Genomic DNA, 21,520 nt, shown 5'->3' on the forward strand with positions numbered 1-21,520 from the left:
GCTTGGGTGCCATGACCAGACGCGATCTCACCAACGCACCCCTGCTCGAGGCGGCCTACGGCCGCACCCCCTCGCGCACCCCGGTGTGGTTCATGCGCCAGGCCGGCCGCTCCCTGCCCGAATACCGCGAAGTGCGGGAAGGCATCCCCATGCTGGACTCGTGCTTCATGCCGGAGCTGCTCGCGGAGATCACGCTGCAGCCGGTGCGCCGCCACGACGTCGACGCCGCGATCCTGTTCTCCGACATCGTGGTCCCGCTCAAGGCGGCGGGCGTGGACGTGGAGATCGTGCCCGGCCGCGGCCCTGTGATGGGGGAGGCGGTGAGGTCGCGGAGTGACGTCGAGAAGCTGCCTTTGCTTGACGACGAAGTCGCTGCCGTGTCCGATGGCATCCGCATCATCCTCGACGAACTGAACGACACCCAAGCCCTGATCGGGTTCGTCGGCGCGCCGTTTACCCTGGCCAGCTACCTCATCGAGGGCGGGCCGAGCAAGAACCACGAGAAGACCAAGGCGATGATGCACGCCGAGCCGGAGACCTGGCACGCGCTCATGCGCCGCCTCGTGCCCACGATCATCGCGTTTCTGCGCACGCAGGTCGAAGCCGGCATCGACGCGATGCAGTTGTTCGACTCCTGGGCAGGTTTCCTCACCGAAGCCGACTACCGCGAATTCGTGCTGCCGTACTCCGTGGAAATCCTTGAATCCGTCGCGGGCGAGATCCCGCGCATCCACTTCGGCGTGGCCACCGGCGAGCTGCTCGGCGCAATGTCCGACGCAGGCAGCGAGGTGATGGGCGTGGATTGGCGCGTGCCGCTGGATACGGCCGCGACGCGGTTCGCCTCCCCGCGCGTGCTGCAAGGCAACCTGGACCCGGCAATGCTGTTCGCCGGCACCGGCGTGGTGCGCAGCGAGGTTGCGCGCATTAAGGCTGAGGCCGCGCGTGCCATTGCGGCTGGCGACGCCACCGGGCATATCTTCAACCTCGGCCACGGCGTGTTGCCCACTACCGATGCGGACGCGATCACCGAAGCAGTGCGCATCATCCACGAGGAGAACTAATGAACATCGCCATCATCGGCGCAGGCCTGGCAGGCCTGACCGCAGCGTACGAGCTCAGCGCGGACTTCGTCCATGCCGAAGGCAAGGACGACCTCAAGGTCGACGTCTACGAGGCCACCGACCGGCTTGGCGGCAAGCTCCACACCGTCGCCTTCGAGGCAGGCCCCACCGACATGGGCGCCGAGGCGTTCATGGCGCGCCGCCAGGACGCCGTGGAATTCTTCACCGAGCTCGGCCTCGCCGACTCCCTGGTCGAGCCCTCCGGCCTGCGCTCGTTGGTGTGGGTCGACGGCGAGGCGCGCGGGCTGCCCACCGGCGGCGTGATGGGCATCCCGTCCACGTCCGAGACCGTCAAGCACCTGGTCAGCGAGGACACCGCGAAGCGCATCGACACCGAGGCCGAGCGCGAAGGCTTCGACTGGGAAGTCGGCGGCGACGCCAACGTGGGCAAGCTTGTCCGCGAGCGCTACGGCGACGAAGTGGTGGACAACATCGTCTCCTCGCTGCTGGGCGGGGTGTACTCCTGCACCGCCGACGACCTCGGCGTGCGCGCGACCATCCCGCAGCTGGCGGAGGAGTTCGACCGCCTCGCCGCCGACGGGCCGGTTCATCTGTCTACCGCCGTGGCCAACCTGGAGCGCTCCCGCCGCGAGATGCCCACCGGCCAGGGCGCGGTGTTCAAGACGTTCCGCGACGGCTACCAGGAGGTCTACGAGACGCTCGCCGAGAAATCCGGCGCGGACATCTACATCGACGCGTTTATCTCTGCCATCAGCCTCGAGGGCTCGGCCGAAGCACCGAAGTACCGCCTCAAAGGCGGCGAGGACAAGGTCTACGACCACGTCATCCTCGCCGTGCCCGCTCCCACCGCGGCGCTGCTGCTCAAGGGGATCGCGCCCGAGGCCTCCGAGGCCCTCAAAACCGTGAAGCTGGCCAACTCCGCGGTGGTGGGCATGCGGTTCGCCACCGACGAGGGCCTGCCACAGAACTCCGGCGTTCTTGTCGCCGCCGGTGCCGAGGATGTCCACGCGAAGGCGTTCACGTTCTCTTCGCGCAAGTGGCCGCACCTCGCCGAGCGCGGCGGCGCCCTCGTGCGCGCCAGCTTCGGCCGCTTCGGCGACAACGTCGCCATCACCGCCACCGAGGATGACCTGGTGGACTGGGCCCTCGACGACCTCGAAACCATCACCGGCTTCGACGGCCGCGCCGCCGGCCTCGAGGAAATCTACGTCCAACGCTGGCTCGGCGGCCTGCCCCGCTTCGACGAAGGCCACCTCGCCACCGTGGCCAAGGTGCGCAGCCTGCTTAACGACGAACCAAAGGCCTCCCACATCTCCCTCACCGGCGCGTGGGCCGGTGGCGTCGGCGTGCCGGCAGTTATTGCCGATGCGAGGGCCGCGGCGGCAGCTGCCGTCGATAAGCAAAAGCCCTAATCCCACGGGTTGATGAGTTCCACCCCTGTATCCTCGAAATCCTTGACGTTGCGAGTGGCCAGGGGAGCGTTGTGGGTGCGACAAATAGCGGCGATCATCGCGTCTGCGTCCTGAATTGGCCTGCCAACCGCCTTGCGCGCGGCTTTGACCGGGCCGAACTCAGTGGCAGCGATGAAGTCGTAGTCCAAAACGGCGCCTCGCAGCAACAGCTCGTCGAGCGTCGCAGTAACAACCGCTGCGAGCCGTTCAGTTTTGCGACCCGGCGGGAGCAGAGCCACGCCGGCCATGAGCTCGCCCGCTGCGATTGAGGTTGTCCACTTCTCGTCCACGACCGTGTCTAGCCAGTCGACGCACTGCTTATCCGGCCGGGGCTTCAATAGCTCCGACAACACATTCGTATCCAGAATGATCATGAGAAGTCCGGGAGGTCACGGCTGCCGGTGCGCCCTGGGAGCTCAAAGTCATCGAAACCGCCGTATTCCCTTGAAAGCTCGTATATGATCCGGCCAGCGTCAACGGGGCGTGTTCCCCTGTCAAGGATCGCCCGAACTTCATCGACCACCGAATGCCCTCGTTGCTGAGCTTGATCCTCCAGCCGACGCTGGGTTTGATCGGACAAATGCAGCGCCGAGATGGGATCGCCCTTTGGGTATGCGACGAGGGCGTTGTTCTTGCTTGGAACTGCGGCGTCCTCAAGAATGCTCCTGGCCTGTGCCTCCATCGACCTGCCATTCTGCTTCGCCTGGCGCTGGATCTGATCCTTGACTGTGACATCCAGCCCCCGGATGGTCAGAGTGGCCGTTTTCCGTTCTTTCTGAGGTGCTGTCATTCTCGGCCTCCTTGACGGTTACATTTGCTAGCAAAACGCTAGCACACTGTCCTCCGCTTGGGTAGGGGGTGCGGGCGGATGTGCACTAGGTTGGTCACCTATGGAAGAACACGCGGATTCACGCGAGACAGCCGGTGTTGAGGCTGCCGAGCCTGCCGAGAAGGAATGGTGGGAAGAAGACGGCCTGCCCTGGAACGGCAAACCCACCAAAGCCGACTATTGGTGCCTGGGCTGGTTCGGCTTCGTCGGCATATTTGGCCTGGCCATGATCCCGCTGCGGGCGTGGCTTTTGGGCCTGGACCCGCCGATCTTGCTGGCGCTGACCGGCTCGCGCGTCGGCGCCGCGTCCACCGGTGCGCTCGCCGCGGTGGGGGAGGCGCCGCACTGGCTGTTGTTCCTGCTCATCGGCTCGATCGTGAACATCAAGTTCGACTGGATCTACTGGTGGGCCGGCAAACTCTGGGGCCGCGGGATCCTGGAGGTGCAGGCCGCGAACTCGCCGCGCGCCGCGAAAAACATCGCGCGCGTGGAGCAGTGGGCCGTCAAGCTGGGCTGGCTGGGCATCTTCCTCGCCTACGTGCCCATCCCGCTGCCGATCGCGTTCGTGGTGTTCGTGCTCATGGGCATGACCGGGATGCCATTGTGGAAGTTCATGGTCCTGGACTTCATCTCCAAAACCATCTGGTCCTTCCTCTACCTCGGCTTGGGTTGGTGGATCGGCGAACCCGTCGTGATGGTGCTGGAGCAGTACGCCAAGGTGGCCAACTGGATCGCGATCGCGCTGCTGGTGGTGGTGTTCTACGGCATCTTCCGCAACCAGGGCAAGAAGAAGCCAGCGGCGCAGCCCGAGGTGGTGGGCAACGAGCTCGAGGCCGGGCGGTAGGGCGGCCGGGCGGCGCCGAAAGTCGAGCGGCGGAGGTCGAGTTCGCCCTGTTTTAGGCCCGGACTCGACCTCCCGTACTCGACTTTCGCGGCGGTGGGCGAAAGGGGCCTGACAGATTCCGCCGGGCGTCTGCGGCGACCTGGGGTTTAGGGGCCGTCTGACAGGTTCCGCCACGAAGTGTCGGGCCCAGGCCCCGCTAGCGGTTGACCACGACGGTGGAGAAGTCCTCGTCGCCGCGGCCGGCGTCCTGCTGGGCCTCCAACGACGCCAGGGCAGCGCGCACGGCGGGCAGGTCCTGGTCCGAGGAAGCGAGCATCAGGCGGGCGTCCTTAGCAATGGCGTCGGCGGTGAAATCACCGGGCGAAGTAGAGCGCTCGCCCAAAAGGAACGGCGACTTCATGTTCACGATGAACTCCAGGCCGGTGGAGCCGAGCATGTCCACCACCTGCTCTTCCGACAGTCCCTGGGACTCGCCCAGCACCAGCGCCTCCTTGAACCCTTCGATGGTGACGGCCAGGGCGAGGTTGGCAAGCAGCTTGCCCACTGCGGCGCCGGCAGCCGTGTCCACTTCTTTCAAGCGCTCAGGGTTGGCGGCGGCCCAGGGGGCGACGACGTCGGCGACTTCAGAGCGTCGAGAGGCATCGGCGCCTCCGACGTACACGCCGAGCTTGCCGGCGCGCGCGGGCGGGAGCGATCCGACGACCGGGGTGTGCACGTAGCCGGGCACGGCATCGGCGAAAGCGGCGGCGTCGGCGGGGGAGATGGTGGTGGCATCGGCCCAGGTCACGCCGTCGGGGATCAGCGCGGGCTCGATCACCACCTCGCGGACGATGTCGGGGCCGAACAGGCAGGTGATCACCAGTTCGGCGCCCTCGACCGCCTGCGAAGCCGTCGAGGCAGCGGTAGCCCCGCGTGAGACCAGCGGTTCGGTCTTCTCCGCGGTGCGGTTCCATACGGTCAGTTCGTGGTCGTCGACGAGCTTGAGCGCGAGCTCCGTGCCCATGCGACCGAGGCCTAAAAACGCGATTTTCATATGGCCTAGGATAGACAACCATGACTGCGGAAAAGCCGACTTCAGCTAATACCCAGCGCTCGCACGAACTGTTCGAGCGGGCGCAGAAAACCACCCCGGGTGGGGTGAACTCGCCGGTGCGCGGCTTCGGCTCGGTGGGCGGGCAGACCCGCTTCATCCAGAGCGCGCACGGCTCGCAACTCATCGACGTGGACGGCAACTCGTATGTGGACCTGGTGTGCTCCTGGGGCCCGATGGTGCACGGCAACGCGCACCCGAAGATCGTCGAGGCGGTGGAGAAGGCTCTGCGCAACGGCCTGAGCTTCGGGGCGCCCACGGAGGCGGAGATCCAGATCGCGGAGCACATTGTCAAGCGCACGTCGGTGGAAGAGGTGCGCATGGTCAACTCCGGCACGGAGGCCACCATGTCCGCCGTCCGCCTGGCGCGCGGGTTCACGGGCCGGCCGAAGATCATCAAGTTCGAGGGCTGCTACCACGGCCACGTCGACGCGCTGCTGGCGTCCGCGGGTTCTGGCATTGCCACGTTCTCCCTGCCGGATTCCCCGGGTGTCACGGGCGCGCAGGCGCAGGACACCATCGTGGTGCCGTACAACGACATCGAGGCGGTGGAGCGCGCGTTCCGCGAGAACGAGGGCCAGATCGCCGCGGTCATCGCCGAGGCGGCCGCGGGCAACATGGGCACCGTCGCCCCGCAGAACGACTTCAACGCCAAGCTCAAGGAACTCGCGCACCTCAACGGCGCGCTGCTGATCCTGGACGAGGTGATGACCGGCTTCCGCACCTCGTATGCCGGCTGGTACGGCGTGGACAACGTCGCGGGCGACCTGACCACCTTTGGCAAGGTCGTCTCCGGCGGCTTGCCGGCTGCGGCGTTCGGCGGCCGCCGCGACATCATGGAGCACCTCGCACCGAACGGCCCCGTCTACCAGGCGGGCACCCTGTCCGGTAACCCGGTGGCGATGGCGTCCGGCCTGGCCTCGCTCGAGCTGGCCAGCGAGGACATCTACCCGACGCTGAACCGCAACGCGGACCTTCTGGAGCAATTGCTTCACGACGCCCTCACGGCCGAAGGCGTCACCCACCACATCCAACGCGCGGCGACCATGCTGTCCATCCGTTTCGGCGAGGGCGAGGGCCACAACTTCGCCGACATGCAGGCCGCCGACACGTTCCGTTACGCCCCGTTCTTCCACGCTCTGCTGGACGCTGGCGTGTACGCGCCGCCGAGCGCGTTTGAGACCTGGTTCGTCTCCACCGCGCTGACGGACGAGGACTTCGGCCGCATCGAGGACGCGCTGCGCGGCGCCGCGAAGGCCGCCGCGGCGGCGAAGCCCGCGGAGGCCTAGATGACGAAGACGACGGTGCACCTGGTGCGCCACGGCGAGGTGTACAACCCGAAGAAGATTCTCTACGGGCGCATGCCGGGCTACCACCTGTCTTCCCGCGGCAACTCCATGGCCGTGGCTACTTCGAAGTTCTTCCGTGGCCGTGACGTGGTCTACCTGGCTGCGAGCCCGCTGGAGCGCGCGCAGGAGACGGCGCGCCCGATCGCGGAGGTCACCGGCTGCGAGGTGGACACCCGCGAGGACATCCTGGAGGCGGGCAACACCTTTGAGGGCCTGCGCACGAAGGGGTGGCGCTCGCAGCTGATCAACCCGATCCGCTGGCGGCACATGACCAACCCGCTCGAGCCGAGCTGGGGCGAGCCCTACCAGGAGATCTTCGAGCGCATGTGGTCCGCGGTCGAGGACGCCCGCGACAAGGCCGAGGGCCACGAGGCCGTGATGGTCAGCCACCAGCTGCCGATTGTCACGGTGCAGCGCCACCTGCAGGGCAAGCGCCTGGCGCACGCGAGCCGCAACTGCGACCTGGCCAGCGTGACCTCACTTGTGTTTGCAGGCGACCGTGTTGTTGACTGGGCCTACAGCACTCCGGCCCAGCACATTTGAGAGGTACTATGCGCAAGCTTTTCGCCGCGCCGCTTTGCGCGGCCGCGCTTTTGCTGACCGCCTGCTCCGGCGCGGACAACGACGGCAACTTCGCGTTCCACTCGCCGGGCGGGCAGACTGAAATCTTCTACGAGGAGGCGGACCGCAAGCCCCTGGCCGGCTTCGAGGGCGAGTCGCTCACGGAGGAGGGCCAGTCCATCAGCTTGAGCGATTTCGAAGACCAGGTGGTCGTGCTCAACGCGTGGGGCCAGTGGTGCGCGCCGTGCCGCGCGGAGGTTGACGACTTGCAGCAGGTGCACGAGCATTTGCAAGAGCAGAACTCCGGCACGGTGCTGGGCATCAACGTACGCGACCCGAATCCGCAGATCGCGCGGGATTTCCTGGCGGATAACGGCGTGACCTACCCGTCGATCTACGACCCGCCGTTTAAGACCGCCGCCAACTTGGGCGGCGTGCCGTCCTCGGTGATCCCGACGACGATCGTGCTTGACAAGCAGCACCGCCCGGCTGCGGTGTTCCTCCGTGAGATCACCGCGGACGATCTGCTCGAGGTCATCGACCGTCTCGACGGGGAGGCCTAGGTGGGCTTCGCCGATCTTGTCGCCGACGGTCCGCTGCTGCTCGGCCTGCTGGCGGCGGCGCTGGCGGGACTGGTGTCCTTCGCCTCCCCGTGCGTGATTCCGCTGGTGCCGGGCTACATCTCCTACCTGACAGGCGTGGTCGGCGGGGAGATGACGCTGGATGAAAAGGGCGCACGCGTGTCCCGCAAACACTGGGCGGTTGCCGGTGCCGCCCTGCTGTTCATCGCCGGGTTCACCGTGGTGTTCCTGCTGGCCACCGTCACTGTGTTCGGCGCGGTCAGCGCCATCGCGCTCAACGCGCAGACGCTCACCCGCATAGGCGGGGTGGTCACCATCCTCATGGGCCTGGTGTTCATGGGCGCTGTGCCCGTCCTGCAGAAGGACACCCGCTTCCAGCCGAAAAAGTGGACCACCATCATCGGCGCGCCGCTGCTCGGCGGGATCTTCGCACTCGGCTGGACACCGTGCCTGGGGCCCACGCTGGCCGCCATCATTTCGGTGTCCGTGGGCACTCAGGGCTTCACCGCGGCGCGCGGCGTGGTGCTCGTCATCGCGTACTGCATCGGGCTGGGTTTGCCGTTTCTGCTTGTCGCGTTCGGCTCGTCGAAGGCCGTGCGCAGTATCGACGTGCTGCGCCGCCACTCCCGCGGCATCCAGATCGCCGGCGGCATCGCCATGATCGTTGTCGGCATCATGCTGCTCACCGGCGCCTGGGACGTGTTTATCGGTTGGTCGCGCCAACTCGTCGACGGATTCGGAGGGACGATCATCTAAATGAAGACGGCACAGACCTGGCTGAAAAAGGCGTGGCACTGGCTCACCAGCATGCGCACCGCCTTGATGCTGCTGTTCGTGCTGGCCGTGGCGTCCATCCCGGGCGCGCTCCTGCCGCAGCGCACCGTGTCGTCCTCGCTGGTGGACGACTACCTCAAGGCCAACCCCACCACCGGCCCCATCTACGACAGGCTCCAGCTTTTCGACGTCTTCCAGTCCACGTGGTTCCTTGCCATCATCCTGCTTCTGACCATCTCCCTGGTCGGCTGCATCATCCCGCGCTCCATCGACCACTGGCGCGCCTACAAGGCCAAGCCGACGCGCGCGCCCAAGTACCTGGGCCGCATGCCGCACCACGTGGAGGGGGAGGTTGCGGGGGCGCCGGAGGACGTCGAGAAGCAGTTGCGTAAGCAGCTGAAACGCTGGCACGTGGCGTCCTACACCCCGGACGAGGACCGGGCCGGGGCGTTCTCGATTTCCGCCGAGCGCGGCTACACCCGCGAGCTGATGAACCTGATTTTCCACATCGGCATCGTCGCCATGATCCTCACCTTCGTGGCCGGCCGCATGGTCTTCTACGAAGGCCAGGTCATCGTGGTCACCAACTCCGAGGCCGAATCCGCGGTGCCGGTGGCGCAGTCGCGGGTGTTCTGCAACACCAGCCCCGCCAACTTCGACGTCTTCCGGGCAGGCCCGCTTTTCGACGGCACCGGCCTGACCCCGTTTTGCTTCGAATCCCAGAACTTCTCGGCCACCTACCTGAATAACGGGCAGGCCAACGAGTTCTCCTCCGACATCACCTACACCGACGACCTGTCTGTCCCGCAGGATCAGTGGAAGCCCACGAGCCTGGCGGTGAACCACCCGCTGCGCTTAGGCGGCGACCGTGTTTACCTGCAGGGCCACGGCTTCGCCCCGCAGATCACCCTGACGTGGCCGAACGGGGAAACCCGCACCCAGATGATGCAGTTCCGGCCCACGGACGTGTTCACGTTCCTGTCCTCCGGCGTGATGCGCTTCGACCCGCCTGCCGGCATATACCCGGACCTGACGGAGCGCCGCCAGCACCAGATCGCCATCGAGGGCAACTTCGCGCCCACCGCCCGCTGGGCCGGGCCGAACGGCGACCAGCTGCAGTCCGCGTTCCCCTCCATGGACGACCCGGCGGTGTCCGTGGACGTCTACGTCGGCGACGCCGGCTTGGACACCGGCCGGCCGCAAAACATCTTCGTGCTGGACCAATCCCTGGTCGCCGACGGGCGCCTGGAGAAGGTCTCCCGCGTGCAGCTCACCCCCGGCTCCGAGGCCACCGTGGACACCGGCGACGGCGAGGTGAAGGTGCGTTTCGACGGCGCCGCCGAATACGCCAACTACCAGATCTCCCGCGACCCGACGCAGGTGTGGGCGCTGCTCGCGTCCACGGTCATGCTCGCGGGCCTGGCTGGCTCGCTGGCGATCAAGCGCCGGCGTATCTGGGTCAGGTTGCGGCCGGGGACCGCGGGGCACACCCAAGTCGAAATCGCCGGGCTCGCCCGCACCGACCGCGCCGGGTGGGGCCGCGAATTCGACGACATCGCCGCCGCCATCCTCGGACTCGACCCAGACGACGATGAGGTTGAGCAGGGGGAGTTCAACCCCTATGACCTTTGATTACGCCTGTTAGTGGAGTAGGTTAAGGGCATGCTCGTCAACACAACCATGGCGGAATTGTCTGACCTGACGTTCCGCACCGCATTCATCGTCTACATCGTGGCGCTGATCATGGCGTTCATCTACTACGGCCGCGTCAACAGCATCATCGAGGCGCGGCGCGAGGCCCTGGCCGAGAAGAAGGTGCTGGTTGGCGCGGGCGGACCGGAGGTCGTCGAGAAGCACAAGCCCGACGAGGACATGATCGCCAACGCCCGCAAATGGGCAGGCATGACTCAAGCCCTCGTCTGGGTCGGCGTGGCGCTGCACCTGGTGGCGTTTGTCACCCGCGGGCTCGCCGCCGGGCGGTTCCCGCTGGGCAACCTGTACGAGTACATCCTGTTCATGACCGCCGTGATCATGGTCGTCGCCGCCGTGGTGGTGCAGCGCAAGAACTGGCACACCGTGTGGCCGTGGCTGCTGTTCCCGATGGTCATCGCCATGTTCTTGAACTCCACGGTGTTCCACATGCAGGCCGCGCCCGTGGTGCCGGCGCTGCAGTCCTACTGGCTGCCGGTGCACGTGTCCTCGGTGTCCATCGGCGCGTCCGTGGGCCTGGTGTCCGGCGTGTTCGCACTGCTCTACCTGTTGCGTATGTGGCAGCCCCGCGGCGAGGAGCACGGCTTCTTCGGCGCGATTGCCCGCCCGCTGCCGGACGCGAAGACGCTGGACCAGATCGCGTACAAGACCGCGGTGGTGACGCTGCCGCTGTTCGGCATCGGCATCGTCTTCGGCGCGATTTGGGCCGAGGTCGCTTGGGGACGTTTCTGGGGCTGGGACGCCAAGGAGACCGTCTCCATGATCACCTGGATCCTCTACGCCGCCTACCTCCACGCGCGCGCGACGGCCGGCTGGAAGTCCACCGCCGCCGCCTGGATCAACGTGTTCGCCATGGCCATGACCATCTTTAACATGACCTACGTCAACACCGTCATCGCCGGCCTGCACTCCTACGCGGGGCTGAACTAATGAAAGTCCTGATCACCGGCGGCGCCGGCTACATCGGCTCTTCCATTGCGTCGTGCTGCGCGGACGCCGGAATCACCCCGGTGATTCTGGACGATTTCTCCACGGGCCTGCACGTCTTCGGCGAGCGCTTCGCCTGCTACGAGGGCGACATCGCGGACGTGGCGCTGCTCGAGCGCGTGTTCGCGGACCATCCCGACATCGACGCGGTGATCCACTGCGCCGCCAAAATCGTCGTGCCGGAGTCCGTTGAGCAGCCGCTGGCCTATTACGACAACAACGTGGGCAAAGCCATCACGCTTCTGTCGGTGATGGAGCGCTTCGGCGTACGCCGCTTTGTGCTGTCGTCGACGGCGTCGATGTACGAGCCGGGGCCGGACTACATGGTCGACGAAACCAGCGCGGTGGATCCGCAGAGCCCGTACGCGGCGTCGAAGTGGCTGCTGGAGCGGGTGTTGCGCGACACCGCCGCCACGGGATCCCTCGGGGTGGTGGCGCTGCGTTACTTCAACCCTATTGGCGCTGACCCGTCGCTGCGCACCGGTCTGCAGAACCCGCGCCCCACCCACGCGATGGGCAAGATGATCGAGGCCCACGCGGCCGGCGAGCCGTTCACCGTCACCGGCGTGGACTGGCCCACCCGCGACGGTTCCGGCCTGCGCGATTACATCCACGTCTGGGATCTGGCCCGCGCGCACGTCGCGGTTTTGGAGCGCTTCGACGCCGTGGTGGGGGATTCCGGCTACGACGTGATCAACCTCGGCACCGGCCAGGGCACCACCGTCTTCGAGCTCGCCGAGGCGTTCGGCGAAGCCACCGGCACGCCACTCGAGGTCCGCACCGGCCCCGCCCGCCCCGGCGACGTAGTCGGCAGCGCGTCGCGCACCGACAAGGCCCGGTCGGTCCTGGGGTGGTCCGCGGAGCGCTCGCTTGTCGACGGCGTCCGCGACGCCCTCGCCTGGGCCAAGAAACTGCCCGCAGTGCTCGCCGAGGAAGAGGACCGGAAGGAGGCGTCCCGATGAGCGACGCCCACCACAAACCCCGCAACAAACAGGGCAAACCCGCCAGCGACGACCCGGTGCTGATCGCCCTGGGGGAGCAGATCGCCTCCCGGCGCCGCTCCGCCGGCCGCCTCCAACAGGACGTCGCCGACGCCGCCGGGGTGTCCCGGTCCACCCTGCACACCATCGAGCACGGCGGCGCCGGCGTGCGCTGGGAGAAGGTCATCGCCGTGGCGGCCGAGCTCGGCCTGCGGGTGGGGTTCACCGAGGCGTAGGGGCGGGCCGCCGGCCGCCGCGCCTGGGCCTCCCGGCCGCGTTCCGCCCCCGCCGCTGACACTCCGCGGCGGAATCTGTCAGAGCGCCCCTATCTGCCCAGGTCGGCGCAAACGGCTGCCGTGATTTGTCAGGAACCCGGCGCCCGTTCGAAATTTGTTCACTCTCAGGCTCGTCCCGGGTGAACAAATTCCGGGCGACCGGGTAACGACCTGGGGGAATGGAGCTCGCCGCCCCGAGAAATAGGCCCAAAACCCGAATTTATTCACTGGGCTAGTGAACAAATTCGGGCGGGGCCGGCTAGCCGCTGTCGTCGCGGCGCCGGCGGCGTTCTTCTTCCTCCCGGCGCTTGCGCTCGGCCTCTTCGCGCGCCCGGCGTTCCTTGAACCGGTTCTTTTCGATGTTCCAGAGGAACTCTTCGTCGTCGTCCGGCCCCTTGATCACGGGTTTCTGCTCGACCTGGCGCTGTTGGCCGCCGCGCAGCGACCCGTAGCGCTCGGTGGAGCCGGGGCCGAACGCGCGCCAGAGCAGCGCGACGGCCAGGACAACCAATGCGAGGAGTAACAACCTTCCCATGGTTTTAAACATACTTGGCCACCGGATAGGGTGAACAACCGTGACTGATCAAGTTTCCCCGCAGGTAGACCCGGAGGCGAAGTCCCGGGCGAACAAGGCCGTGGCTATCTACGGCTTGGACCGCCTGCTGTTGTTCATCGCGCTGACGGTGGTGATCCAGCTGCTGGCGGTGCTCATCGGCGCGCCGGTGCCGGTGATCATGTCGGCGCTGCTGGCGCTGATTGTGGCGTTCCCGCTGTCGATGCTGCTGTTTAAGCGCCACCGCCTGGAGGCCAATGAGGCGGTCGCGGAGCTGAAGCGCCAGCGCCAGGCGCGCAAGGACTGGATTCAGTCGGAGCTCGCGGAGCGCTAGCTCGCCTATCGACGCAACTCGTGGCTCAACGCCTCGAGCTCGCCGCCGCCGGCCATCTGGTGGGTCAGCTCCTCGAGGGTGACCTCGGAGCGTGGTGCGTCGAGTTCCTGGTGGCCGAGCTTCAGGATGGTGAAGTGGTCGCCGACCAAGAAGGCGTGGTGGGGGTTGTGGGTGACTAATACGACGGCGATGCCGCGCTCGCGGGCGGCCGCGACCATGCGCAGCACCGCCCCGGACTGCTTCACGCCAAGGGCCGCCGTGGGCTCGTCGAGGATGAGCACGCGGGCGCCGAAGTAGACGGCACGCGCGATGGCGATGACTTGGCGTTGGCCGCCAGAGAGGTTGCCGGCTTCGACGTCCACGTCGGGGATGTCAATGCCCATCTCTAGAAGCTGCTCGGAGCAGATCCGCTTCATCTCCGCGTGGCGCAGCACACCGAGCGCCCCGGTGAGTTCTTGGCCGAGGAAGAAGTTGCGCCAGACGCTGAGCTCGTCGACGATCGCCAGCGTCTGGTGGACGGTGGCGATGCCGGCGCTGATGGCGTCGCGGGGGGAGGTGAGGGTGGCAGCGGAGCCGTCGATAAGCATGGTGCCCGAAGTGGGCTGATGCAGGCCCGACAGGATTTTGATCAGGGTGGATTTGCCGGCGCCGTTGTCGCCGAGCACGCAGGTGACTTCGCCTTCGCGCACGGCGAGGTTGACGCCGCGCAGCGCCTCGAAGCTGCCGTAGGACTTGGTGATGTTTTCCAGTTCGATGACAGCCACTTAGCGCCCCTTGGTGTATTTGGCGAAGGAGGTGTTTGCGAGCACCGCCACCAGCAGCGTCGCCCCGAGGAAGAACTTGAACCAGTCCGGGTTCCAGCCGGCGTAGACGATGCCCTGGTTGGTCATGCCGAAGATCAGCGCGCCGATGGCGGTGCCGACGGCGGTGCCGCGCCCGCCCGTCATGGCGCAGCCGCCGATGACCGCGGCGATGATGTAGAGGAACTCGTTGCCCACGCCCTGGCCGGCCTGGATGGAGTCGAAGGCGAACAGGGTGTGCATGCCCACGAACCACGCGGCGAAGCCGACGCCCATGAACAGCAGAATCTTCACGCGGCGCACCGGCACGCCGACGGCGCGGGCGGCGTCGGCGTTGCCTCCGACCGCGGTGATCCAGCCGCCGAGCTTGGTGCGAAACAGCACGAACGATGCCACGGCGACGAAGAAGATCCACCACAGGACGGTCACCGAGATGCGCACGTTGCCGATGTGGAAGCTGCCGGCGAACACGGCGTGAGCGGACGGGAAGCCCTCCATGTCCGCGATGGTGGGGGTGGCCACCTGGCCGGTGACCAGCTTCGTCACAGCCAGGTTCAGGCCCTGGAGCATGAGGAAGGCCGCCAGGGTGATCAGGAAGGAATCAATGCCGGTGCGGGTGACCAAAAAGCCGTTGAGCGCGCCGATGGCCAGCGAGATCCCCAGCGCGAGGAACGCGCCCACCCACGAGTTCAGGTGCAGGTTGTAGTTGAGCATCGTCGCGGCGAGCGCCGCAGTGGTCACGGCAACGCCGGAGGAGAGGTCGAACTCCCCGCCGATCATGAGCATGCCCACCGCCAGCGCCACAATGCCCAGGGTGGAGCTTGCGTACAGCGTGGTGGCCAGCGCCTCAAACGAGCGGAACGCCGGCGCCACGGAGAGGAAGAAGACGAAAATCGCGATGAAGCCGAGCAGGCTGGCAAACTCCGGGCGGCGGATCAGGCGGGCGAACCCGGTGCGGGTTTTCAGGCGGTCGTCCCTCATCGCATGCCCGCCTTCGCAGCGTCTTCGACCTTGTCCACGTTGCTTTGGTCCACGAAGCTCGGGCCCGTGTAGACGGGACGCCCGCCGCCGAGGGTGCCGCCGTTGCGTTTTGCGATCCACAGCGAGTCCACCGCCAGGTAGCCCTGCAGGTACGGCTGCTGGTCTACGGCCCACGCCACACGCCCGTCCGCGATGGCGCCGACGAGCTCCGCGTTGGTGTCGAAGGTGGCCACCTGCGCCTGCGCGCCGGACTGGTTCACGGATTCGACAGCGCGCATCGCCACAGGCGCCTGCAGCGCAAACACGGTGTCGAAGGAGCGGTCCTGGGACAGCTTCGAGGAAATGGTGGACTGCACCGAGGTGAGGTCCTGGCCGTTGACGTAGAGCAGCTCCACTTCGCTGCCGAGGCCGTCGCGCACGCCCGCGCAGCGCGCCTCCTGGGAGGAGTTGCCCTGCTCATGAATCACGCACAGCACCTTCTTCTTGCCCTCCTCTTTCAGACGTTCACCGGCGGCGCGGCCGGCGACGGTTTCGTCCTGGCCGAAGAAGCCGGTCATGCCGTAGTCCTGGTACGCGGTCATGCCGGCGTTGAGCCCCACGACGGGGATGCCGCGGTCCACGGCGTCGCGCGCCGCCGGGCCGATCGCCTCGGCGTTCGGCATGGTCACGGCGATGCCGTCCACGCCCGCGTCCACCGCGGAGCGCACGAGGTTCGCCTGGTTAGGCGCCTGCGGGTCAGAGGAGTAGCGCAGTTCGATGTTGTCTTTCTTCGCCGCGTCCTCGGCGCCCTTGCGCACGAGGTCCCAGTACGTGTCGCCGGGCGCGCCGTGGGTGACCATCGCCACCACGTACCGCGGGGTGTCCACGCCGCCCGCCGTGCCTCCGCCATTTTCATTGCGGGGGGCTCCGCCTGTCGACGAGCATCCGCCCAACACCGCCACCACCGCAAGCAACACGGCGGCCACTGTTTTCCGCGCCTTGTTCATTGCCAAAGTGTGAACCACTCCACTCGCTCCGTCAAGCGAAGGGAGTTTTTGGGCTAGAACACCCCGGCGATGAGCAGCATCGCGGGCAGCGCCAGGAAGGTGGTGAGGAAGACGGTGTCGCGGCAGATCACTTCGCCGGAGCGGTACGTCGCGGCGTAGTTGTACACGTTTTGTGCCGTGGGCAGCGCGCACAGGATCAGTGCGGCGTACATCTCTTGGCCTTCCAAGCCCAGCAGCGTGCCGACGACCCACGCCACCGCCGGCATGCCCACTAGCTTGAGCGCGGTGGCGGTGATGGTGGGGCCGCGGTGGCTCTGCAGCACCTTCTCGCCGGTGAGAGAGGCGCCGAAGCTCATGAGGATCAGCGGGATGGACGCCCCGCCGAGAATCTCCAGCGGCGCGAGTACCGGCTCCGGCACGGTCCACGACGACGCGGAGACGGCGAAGCCCGCGAACGCCGCCACCACCACGGGTGCAGTCAGGCCGGCCACCACAGACTTGCCGACGCCTTTCGCGCCCCGGTCCAGCCCCGCAATGACGATGGGGGAGAGCACCGCCATCTGGAGGACGAGGGCGGGCACGACGAAGGTGGCGTCGCCAAGCACATAGGTTGCAATGGGCAGGCCGATGTTGACGGAGTTGTAGTAGCTCGAGGACGCCGCGCCCGCCATCGTTTCGGCCGCGTCCTGGCGGAAGAACACCGCGCTGATCGCCCAGTAGATGAGCATGGTCGCCACCGTGGCGACGGCGATGACCAGGATGACTGGGGAGAAAAACGCGTCCGTGTCCGAAACCGCCACCGAGGAGAAGATCAGCGACGGGGTGGCCACGTAAAACGCGATGCGGTTGAGCTGGAGGCGCTCCTCGCCCGGCCCGATGACGCGCTTGTGGGCCAGCCACCACCCAGCCGCGATGACGGTGAAGATGATGGCGAAACCGGTGAGGACGTCAAGCATGCGGCTGAGTGTATCTACCTACGACAGTGGCGCGTACGGCACGGCAACACCCGCACCGGTCCAGAAGGACCAGCCGAACCACGCGAACGCCACCGCCGTAATCACTGCCCACGCCAGCATCGTCTTGCCGTTCAGCCCCAGCACAGGGATCAGCTCCTTACCCGACGCCCCGCCGCGCACCTTCAAAACGCTCGCCACCGCCAGCGGCAGCGCCAACAACGCGGCCAGTGCGGCGACCGTTGTCATCGACAACACCACTGAAATGAAGAACGGGAACAACGTCAGGACGGTGAAGAGGGTGCGCGCGTTGTCGTCGCCAAGCCGCACCGCGAGTGTGCGCTTACCCGCGGCCGCATCGGTGGGGATGTCGCGGATGTTGTTGGCCAGGTTCACCGACGCGGAGACCGCGCCGACGGCCAGCGCGCACAGGAAGCCTTCCCACGACACCATCCCGGACTGGGTGTACTCGGTGCCCATCACGGCGACCAGGCCGAAGAATACGAACACGGAGACCTCGCCGAGGCCGGAGTAGCCGTAAGGGCTGTTACCGCCGGTGTAGAACCACGCCGCGGCGATGCACAGCGCGCCGACCAGCACGAGCCACATCGCGCCCGCCACCGCGGACAGGATCACGCCGAACACCGCGGCGGCGCCGAACGCGATAAACGCCGCCAGCTTCACCTGCTCAGGCGCGGCCAGTCCGGAGCCGGTCAAGCGCGTCGGTCCGGTGCGGTCGTCGTCGGTGCCGCGGATGCCGTCGGAGTAGTCGTTTGCGTAATTGACGCCGATGATCAGCGCCCATGCCACCAGAAGCGCCAGCACGGCGCGGCCGGGGTGGGCCTGGAAGTACAACGCCGCCACACCGGTGCCGGCGATGACGGGGGCGAAAGCGTTGGGCCAGGTGTGGGGGCGGGCGGCTTCCCACCAGTCGCGGGGGGTGGCGGTGTGAGTCCCAGTGTCAGTCATGCCCTCCATCATGCACCCTCCCTCGCCGGTCGGCTAGGGTAATGCGCCATGTGGATTGACTACGCCGTGCGGCAGGGGTTCGTGGCCACCGGCGCATTCGTTCGTCTCCCGTTGCTGCTCAACGCGGCGCACAACTCGGATAAGCGTTTCCCGGAGGACGGTGAAACCGTCATTTCTTTGACCACCCACGGCACCCGTTTGCGCTCCGCGTCCGCGGCGATCGCGTCGCTTTTGGTGGGCACGGTGCGCCTGCCGGTGCACCTGTGGCTGGATCCCGTGGATTTTCACGCCCGGTGGCCGGACGCGCTGCGGGCGTTGGCGGATCGCGGCCTGCAGGTGCACGAGTCCACCGGCGGCTTGGGCCCGCACACCAAGTATTACGGCACGTTCCAGCAGTATCCGGACTGCAACGTCATCACCGTCGATGACGATGTGCTTTACCCGCGCACCTTCGCGCAGAAGCTTATCGACGCCCCTTCGGCCACCACCATCACCGCCTACCGCGCCCACAGAGTGGTGCTGGATGATAACGGCATCGCCCCGTATAAGAAGTGGAAGCCGGTGCGCAGCGCCGAGCCGTCGATTTTGCACTTCGCCACCGGCGTGGACGGCGTGCGCTACCCGAAGGAGATGGTGCGCTACGTCGCCGAGCGCGGCACGGAGTTTTTGGACCTCGCACCACGCGCCGACGATGTGTGGCTGAACCACTGCGCCCTGAGCGCCGGGTTCCCGGTGAAGCAGGTTTCGGAGCGCTCGGCGAACTTTCCGCTGGTCCCGGGCTCGCAGCGTGTGCGCCTGTCGCGGGTGAACCTCTCCGGCGGCAACGACGTCCAAATCGCGGCGACGTATTCAGCAGAAGACGTAGCCAAGCTGCGCGCCGCGGAGTAGCGTTTGGCCGGTGAATGACACAGCCTCCAAGAGGTGGCTCGGCCCCGCGCAACTAACTGCGCTGGGCTTTCTAGCTCTGATCCTCACCGGCACAGCGCTGCTTTCCATGCCGTTCGCCTCCGCTGACGGCGCGCCTACAGCGCTGATGAGCGCGCTGTTTACCGCCACGTCCGCGACCACTTTGACCGGCCTGGTCACCGAGGACACCGGCAGCCACTGGAGCCTGGCCGGACAGTTCATTGTGCTGGCGCTGATCCAGGCCGGCGGCCTGGGCATCATGAGCATTACCTCGCTTACCGGCATGCTGCTCACCGGCCGGGTGAAGCTGCGTTCGCGGTATGCCACGGCAGCTGAGGGGCGGCCAATTTTGGAAGGTGGGGTGAGGCGGACGCTCGTGGCAACGCTGCTGCTCACCTTCTTTTTTGAGGGGGTGGTAGCGGTGATCTTGGGCATTCGCTTCGCCACCGTCTACGGCATGGCGCCGGGGCGCGCCGCATACGAGGGCGTGTTCCACGCGATTTCCGGGTTCAACAACGCCGGCTTCGGACTGCGTCCGGACAGTCTGGTCTCCTACAACACGGACGGGTGGATCCTCATCCCGTTGGCGGGTGCGTTGATGATTGGCGGGCTGGGCTACCCGGTGCTTTCCGAGCTGGTGCGCCGCGGCCGCGAGCAGATGCGCGGGCTGGTCCACGGCGCGCCGGTGAGCTCGCGGCGGCTGTCCATCACCACCCGCATGACGCTGCAGGCGACCGCGTTTCTGGTGGTCAGCGCCACGCTTATCATCGCACTACTGGAGTGGCGCGGCTTCCTCGCCGGCATGCCAACCAGTGTCAAGTGCCTCAACGCGTTCTTTTCCGGGGTGACGCCGCGCACCGCGGGGTTCAACTCTGTCGATTACGCCGAGGCGCACCCGATCACGCTGATGGTCACGGACATTTACATGTTCATCGGCGGTGGGTCCGCGGGCACAGCCGGCGGCATCAAGATCACCACCGCGACCGTGCTGCTAGCGGCCATGCTGGCGGAATTCAAAGGCCGCGACGCCACCACCGTGGGCCACCGCACCGTGCCAAAAAGTGTGGTGCGCCAGGCCATGACGGTGGCCGCGGCGGGACTGGTAGCGGTGACCGCAGGCGTAGCTACGCTGCGTATTTGCGACCCCCAGTTCACCGCCGACCAGGTCAACTTCGAGGTCATCTCGGCGTTTGCCACCACGGGGCTTTCCACCGGCATCACCGCGGATTTGTCCACCCCGTCCCAGCTCGCGCTGTGCCTGCTGATGTACCTCGGGCGCATCGGCCCGTTCACACTCGTCGCAGCGCTGGCGCTGCGCACCGTTTCCCGCAGGTTCGACTACCCCACAGAAAGGCCGTTCATTGGTTAACTTCCCCCGTTTCACGTCCACGCAGCGTTTGAATATCCCGCCCGTGGTGGTCATTGGCCTGGGCCGTTTCGGCGGTGCGATCGCCCAGGAGCTCACCCGCTACGGCGTGGAGGTGATGGGCGTCGATGTGGATGAGCGGCTGGTGCGCGAGCATGCGCCTTTGCTTACCGACGCCACCGTCGCCGACACCACCGACCCCGAAGCCTTACGCCAGCTCGGTGTGCATGACGTCAAACGCGTGGTGCTCGGCATCGGCTCCGCGCTGGAGGCGTCCATCCTGACCGCCTCCAACCTGGTAGATCTAGGGGTGCCCGACATTTGGGCGAAGGCTGATTCGGAGTCCCACGCCCGCATTTTGCAACGCCTCGGCGTGCACCACGTGGTGCGCCCGGAGCACGACACCGGCCGCCGGGTGGCGCATCTGCTCGGCGGGAGGTTCCAGGATTTCGCAGAGTTGGCGGAGAACTACGGCGTGATCAAGATGGCCCCGCCGCGTGCGCTGCTGTCCGGTCCCTGCGACGCGGAAAAGCTGTGGGACAAGCACCGCGTGCAGGTGGTCTCCGTGCGCAACAGCAATGGCGAGTGGCAGCCGTTTGTGCCGGGCCAGGAGCTCTCCCCGTCGGACCTGATTGTGCTGGCCGGCGCTCCGGATGATCTGGAGCGTTTCTCCCAGCTGTAGGGGCATGTGGCAGTCTTTGGACCAGTTCTGCTGGGAGTGGTTCTGTCTCAGCTGGTGAGGCTCAGTCCATCTGCAGCACGGCGCGAAGCTCCGCGAACACCTCCGGGCGCAGCCGGTGTATAACCGACCTGCCCTGGCGGCTCTTTTCTAAGAGACCAGCCTCGGTCAGCTTTTTGAGGTGATGGGAGACTGTCGGTTGGCTTAGCCCAGAGCGTTGCGTGAGCTCGCTCACGCTCATCGGCTCGCAGCCTTCTTCGGCGAGCCTGGAGAGGAGTTGCAGCCGGCCGGGGTCGGCTAACACTTTGAACAGGGCTGCGTAACGCGTCGCGTCGTCTGTGGAGAGCAAGCCGGAGCCCAGCGAGCAGCAGTCGAGGCCAGTGTCTGCTGTCGTGGCGACGTAATCTTTCATGCTTCCTACCTTTTCATATTGACAGCGATCAATGTGCCTTTTAGTGTCCGTATTGATAATCGTCAATA

General features: G+C 66.6%; 25 protein-coding genes. 15 read left to right on the top strand and 10 right to left on the bottom strand.

The features are described from left to right. Positions 1-11: 11 nt before the first annotated feature. Complete coding sequence (hemE, locus tag QP996_RS05575) at positions 12-1,061, top strand: uroporphyrinogen decarboxylase (RefSeq protein ID WP_284871643.1); 1,050 nt, start codon at positions 12-14, stop codon at positions 1,059-1,061. Then, a complete protein-coding gene (locus QP996_RS05580; RefSeq protein ID WP_284871644.1) occupies positions 1,061-2,494 on the top strand; it encodes a protoporphyrinogen oxidase in 1,434 nt (477 codons plus the stop codon). Before hemE ends, QP996_RS05580 begins: the two co-directional genes overlap by 1 nt. Here the strand turns inward: QP996_RS05580 and QP996_RS05585 are convergent. Together QP996_RS05585 and QP996_RS05590 are read right to left on the bottom strand one after the other, a co-directional pair. Then, positions 2,491-2,907, bottom strand: coding sequence for a type II toxin-antitoxin system VapC family toxin (locus QP996_RS05585; protein WP_284871645.1), 417 nt, complete (start codon positions 2,905-2,907; stop codon positions 2,491-2,493). The two genes, QP996_RS05580 and QP996_RS05585, sit on opposite strands and share 4 nt — an antisense overlap. Continuing rightward, entirely contained in the window at positions 2,904-3,323 is a 420-nt protein-coding gene (locus tag QP996_RS05590; RefSeq protein WP_284871646.1) for a FitA-like ribbon-helix-helix domain-containing protein, read from the bottom strand. Before QP996_RS05590 ends, QP996_RS05585 begins: the two co-directional genes overlap by 4 nt. Before the next feature lie 100 nt (positions 3,324-3,423). Between QP996_RS05590 and QP996_RS05595 the strand changes: the two genes are divergently transcribed. Beyond that, positions 3,424-4,206 (top strand): DedA family protein, encoded by a 783-nt coding sequence (locus QP996_RS05595; RefSeq protein WP_284871647.1) that lies wholly within the window; start codon positions 3,424-3,426, stop codon positions 4,204-4,206. Positions 4,207-4,402: 196 nt separating this feature from the next. On the opposite strand, the gene QP996_RS05600 is transcribed toward QP996_RS05595, so the two are convergent. Continuing rightward, entirely contained in the window at positions 4,403-5,239 is an 837-nt protein-coding gene (locus tag QP996_RS05600; RefSeq protein WP_284871648.1) for an NAD(P)-dependent oxidoreductase, read from the bottom strand. Between the two features lie 20 nt (positions 5,240-5,259). Here QP996_RS05600 and hemL point away from each other — a divergent pair, with 20 nt between their 5' ends. The 8 genes from hemL to QP996_RS05640 are packed head-to-tail and all read left to right on the top strand — an operon-like array spanning position 5,260 to position 12,474. Next, the gene (gene hemL / locus QP996_RS05605; protein WP_284871649.1) at positions 5,260-6,585 is read left to right on the top strand and encodes a glutamate-1-semialdehyde 2,1-aminomutase; all 1,326 of its coding nucleotides are present in this window, start codon (positions 5,260-5,262) and stop codon (positions 6,583-6,585) included. After that, the gene (locus QP996_RS05610; protein ID WP_284871650.1) at positions 6,586-7,188 is read left to right on the top strand and encodes a histidine phosphatase family protein; all 603 of its coding nucleotides are present in this window, start codon (positions 6,586-6,588) and stop codon (positions 7,186-7,188) included. It begins immediately after the preceding gene. Positions 7,189-7,196: 8 nt separating this feature from the next. Then, on the top strand, positions 7,197-7,769 hold the full coding sequence (locus QP996_RS05615) for a TlpA family protein disulfide reductase (RefSeq protein ID WP_284871651.1): 573 nt from the start codon (positions 7,197-7,199) through the stop codon (positions 7,767-7,769). Then, a complete protein-coding gene (locus QP996_RS05620) occupies positions 7,770-8,543 on the top strand; it encodes a cytochrome c biogenesis CcdA family protein (protein ID WP_284871652.1) in 774 nt (257 codons plus the stop codon). It abuts the gene before it with no gap. Further along, positions 8,544-10,193, top strand: coding sequence for a cytochrome c biogenesis protein ResB (gene resB, locus QP996_RS05625; RefSeq protein ID WP_284871653.1), 1,650 nt, complete (start codon positions 8,544-8,546; stop codon positions 10,191-10,193). Positions 10,194-10,223: 30 nt separating this feature from the next. Next, positions 10,224-11,201, top strand: a complete 978-nt coding sequence (gene ccsB, locus QP996_RS05630; RefSeq protein WP_284871654.1) for a c-type cytochrome biogenesis protein CcsB — start codon at positions 10,224-10,226, stop codon at positions 11,199-11,201. Next, positions 11,201-12,220: a UDP-glucose 4-epimerase GalE gene (gene galE / locus QP996_RS05635; protein ID WP_284871655.1), complete on the top strand. Its 1,020-nt coding sequence runs from the start codon at positions 11,201-11,203 to the stop codon at positions 12,218-12,220. The genes ccsB and galE overlap by 1 nt, the downstream gene beginning before the upstream one ends. Continuing rightward, complete coding sequence (locus QP996_RS05640; RefSeq protein WP_038609455.1) at positions 12,217-12,474, top strand: helix-turn-helix domain-containing protein; 258 nt, start codon at positions 12,217-12,219, stop codon at positions 12,472-12,474. The genes galE and QP996_RS05640 overlap by 4 nt, the downstream gene beginning before the upstream one ends. Before the next feature lie 298 nt (positions 12,475-12,772). On the opposite strand, the gene QP996_RS05645 is transcribed toward QP996_RS05640, so the two are convergent. Continuing rightward, on the bottom strand, positions 12,773-13,048 hold the full coding sequence (locus tag QP996_RS05645; protein ID WP_284871656.1) for a hypothetical protein: 276 nt from the start codon (positions 13,046-13,048) through the stop codon (positions 12,773-12,775). 40 nt (positions 13,049-13,088) lie between these two features. On the opposite strand from QP996_RS05645, the gene QP996_RS05650 reads away from it, so the two are divergent. Beyond that, a complete protein-coding gene (locus QP996_RS05650; protein ID WP_284871657.1) occupies positions 13,089-13,400 on the top strand; it encodes a DUF4229 domain-containing protein in 312 nt (103 codons plus the stop codon). Positions 13,401-13,405: 5 nt separating this feature from the next. Here the strand turns inward: QP996_RS05650 and QP996_RS05655 are convergent, their stop codons facing one another. The 5 genes from QP996_RS05655 to QP996_RS05675 are packed head-to-tail and all read right to left on the bottom strand — an operon-like array spanning position 13,406 to position 18,098. Further along, positions 13,406-14,164 carry an ATP-binding cassette domain-containing protein gene (locus QP996_RS05655; protein ID WP_284871658.1) on the bottom strand — a complete coding sequence of 253 codons (759 nt, stop codon included), beginning with the start codon at positions 14,162-14,164 and terminating at the stop codon, positions 13,406-13,408. After that, positions 14,165-15,181, bottom strand: a complete 1,017-nt coding sequence (locus tag QP996_RS05660; protein ID WP_284871659.1) for an ABC transporter permease — start codon at positions 15,179-15,181, stop codon at positions 14,165-14,167. Further along, entirely contained in the window at positions 15,178-16,167 is a 990-nt protein-coding gene (locus QP996_RS05665) for a substrate-binding domain-containing protein (protein ID WP_284871660.1), read from the bottom strand. The genes QP996_RS05660 and QP996_RS05665 overlap by 4 nt, the downstream gene beginning before the upstream one ends. 53 nt (positions 16,168-16,220) lie before the next feature. Further along, positions 16,221-17,123, bottom strand: a complete 903-nt coding sequence (locus QP996_RS05670) for an AEC family transporter (protein WP_284871661.1) — start codon at positions 17,121-17,123, stop codon at positions 16,221-16,223. 18 nt (positions 17,124-17,141) lie between these two features. Continuing rightward, entirely contained in the window at positions 17,142-18,098 is a 957-nt protein-coding gene (locus QP996_RS05675; protein WP_284871662.1) for a 1,4-dihydroxy-2-naphthoate polyprenyltransferase, read from the bottom strand. Positions 18,099-18,137: 39 nt separating this feature from the next. Between QP996_RS05675 and QP996_RS05680 the strand changes: the two genes are divergently transcribed. The 3 genes from QP996_RS05680 to QP996_RS05690 are packed head-to-tail and all read left to right on the top strand — an operon-like array spanning position 18,138 to position 21,043. Then, a complete protein-coding gene (locus QP996_RS05680) occupies positions 18,138-18,977 on the top strand; it encodes a glycosyltransferase (RefSeq protein ID WP_284871663.1) in 840 nt (279 codons plus the stop codon). 10 nt (positions 18,978-18,987) lie between these two features. Next, complete coding sequence (locus tag QP996_RS05685; protein ID WP_070844916.1) at positions 18,988-20,364, top strand: TrkH family potassium uptake protein; 1,377 nt, start codon at positions 18,988-18,990, stop codon at positions 20,362-20,364. Then, the gene (locus tag QP996_RS05690; RefSeq protein WP_284871664.1) at positions 20,357-21,043 is read left to right on the top strand and encodes a potassium channel family protein; all 687 of its coding nucleotides are present in this window, start codon (positions 20,357-20,359) and stop codon (positions 21,041-21,043) included. The genes QP996_RS05685 and QP996_RS05690 overlap by 8 nt, the downstream gene beginning before the upstream one ends. 61 nt (positions 21,044-21,104) lie before the next feature. On the opposite strand, the gene QP996_RS05695 is transcribed toward QP996_RS05690, so the two are convergent. Then, on the bottom strand, positions 21,105-21,452 hold the full coding sequence (locus tag QP996_RS05695; RefSeq protein ID WP_284871665.1) for an ArsR/SmtB family transcription factor: 348 nt from the start codon (positions 21,450-21,452) through the stop codon (positions 21,105-21,107). Positions 21,453-21,520: the final 68 nt, after the last annotated feature.

The organism is Corynebacterium sp. MSK008, from assembly GCF_030232585.1.
Taxonomy (GTDB): domain Bacteria; phylum Actinomycetota; class Actinomycetes; order Mycobacteriales; family Mycobacteriaceae; genus Corynebacterium.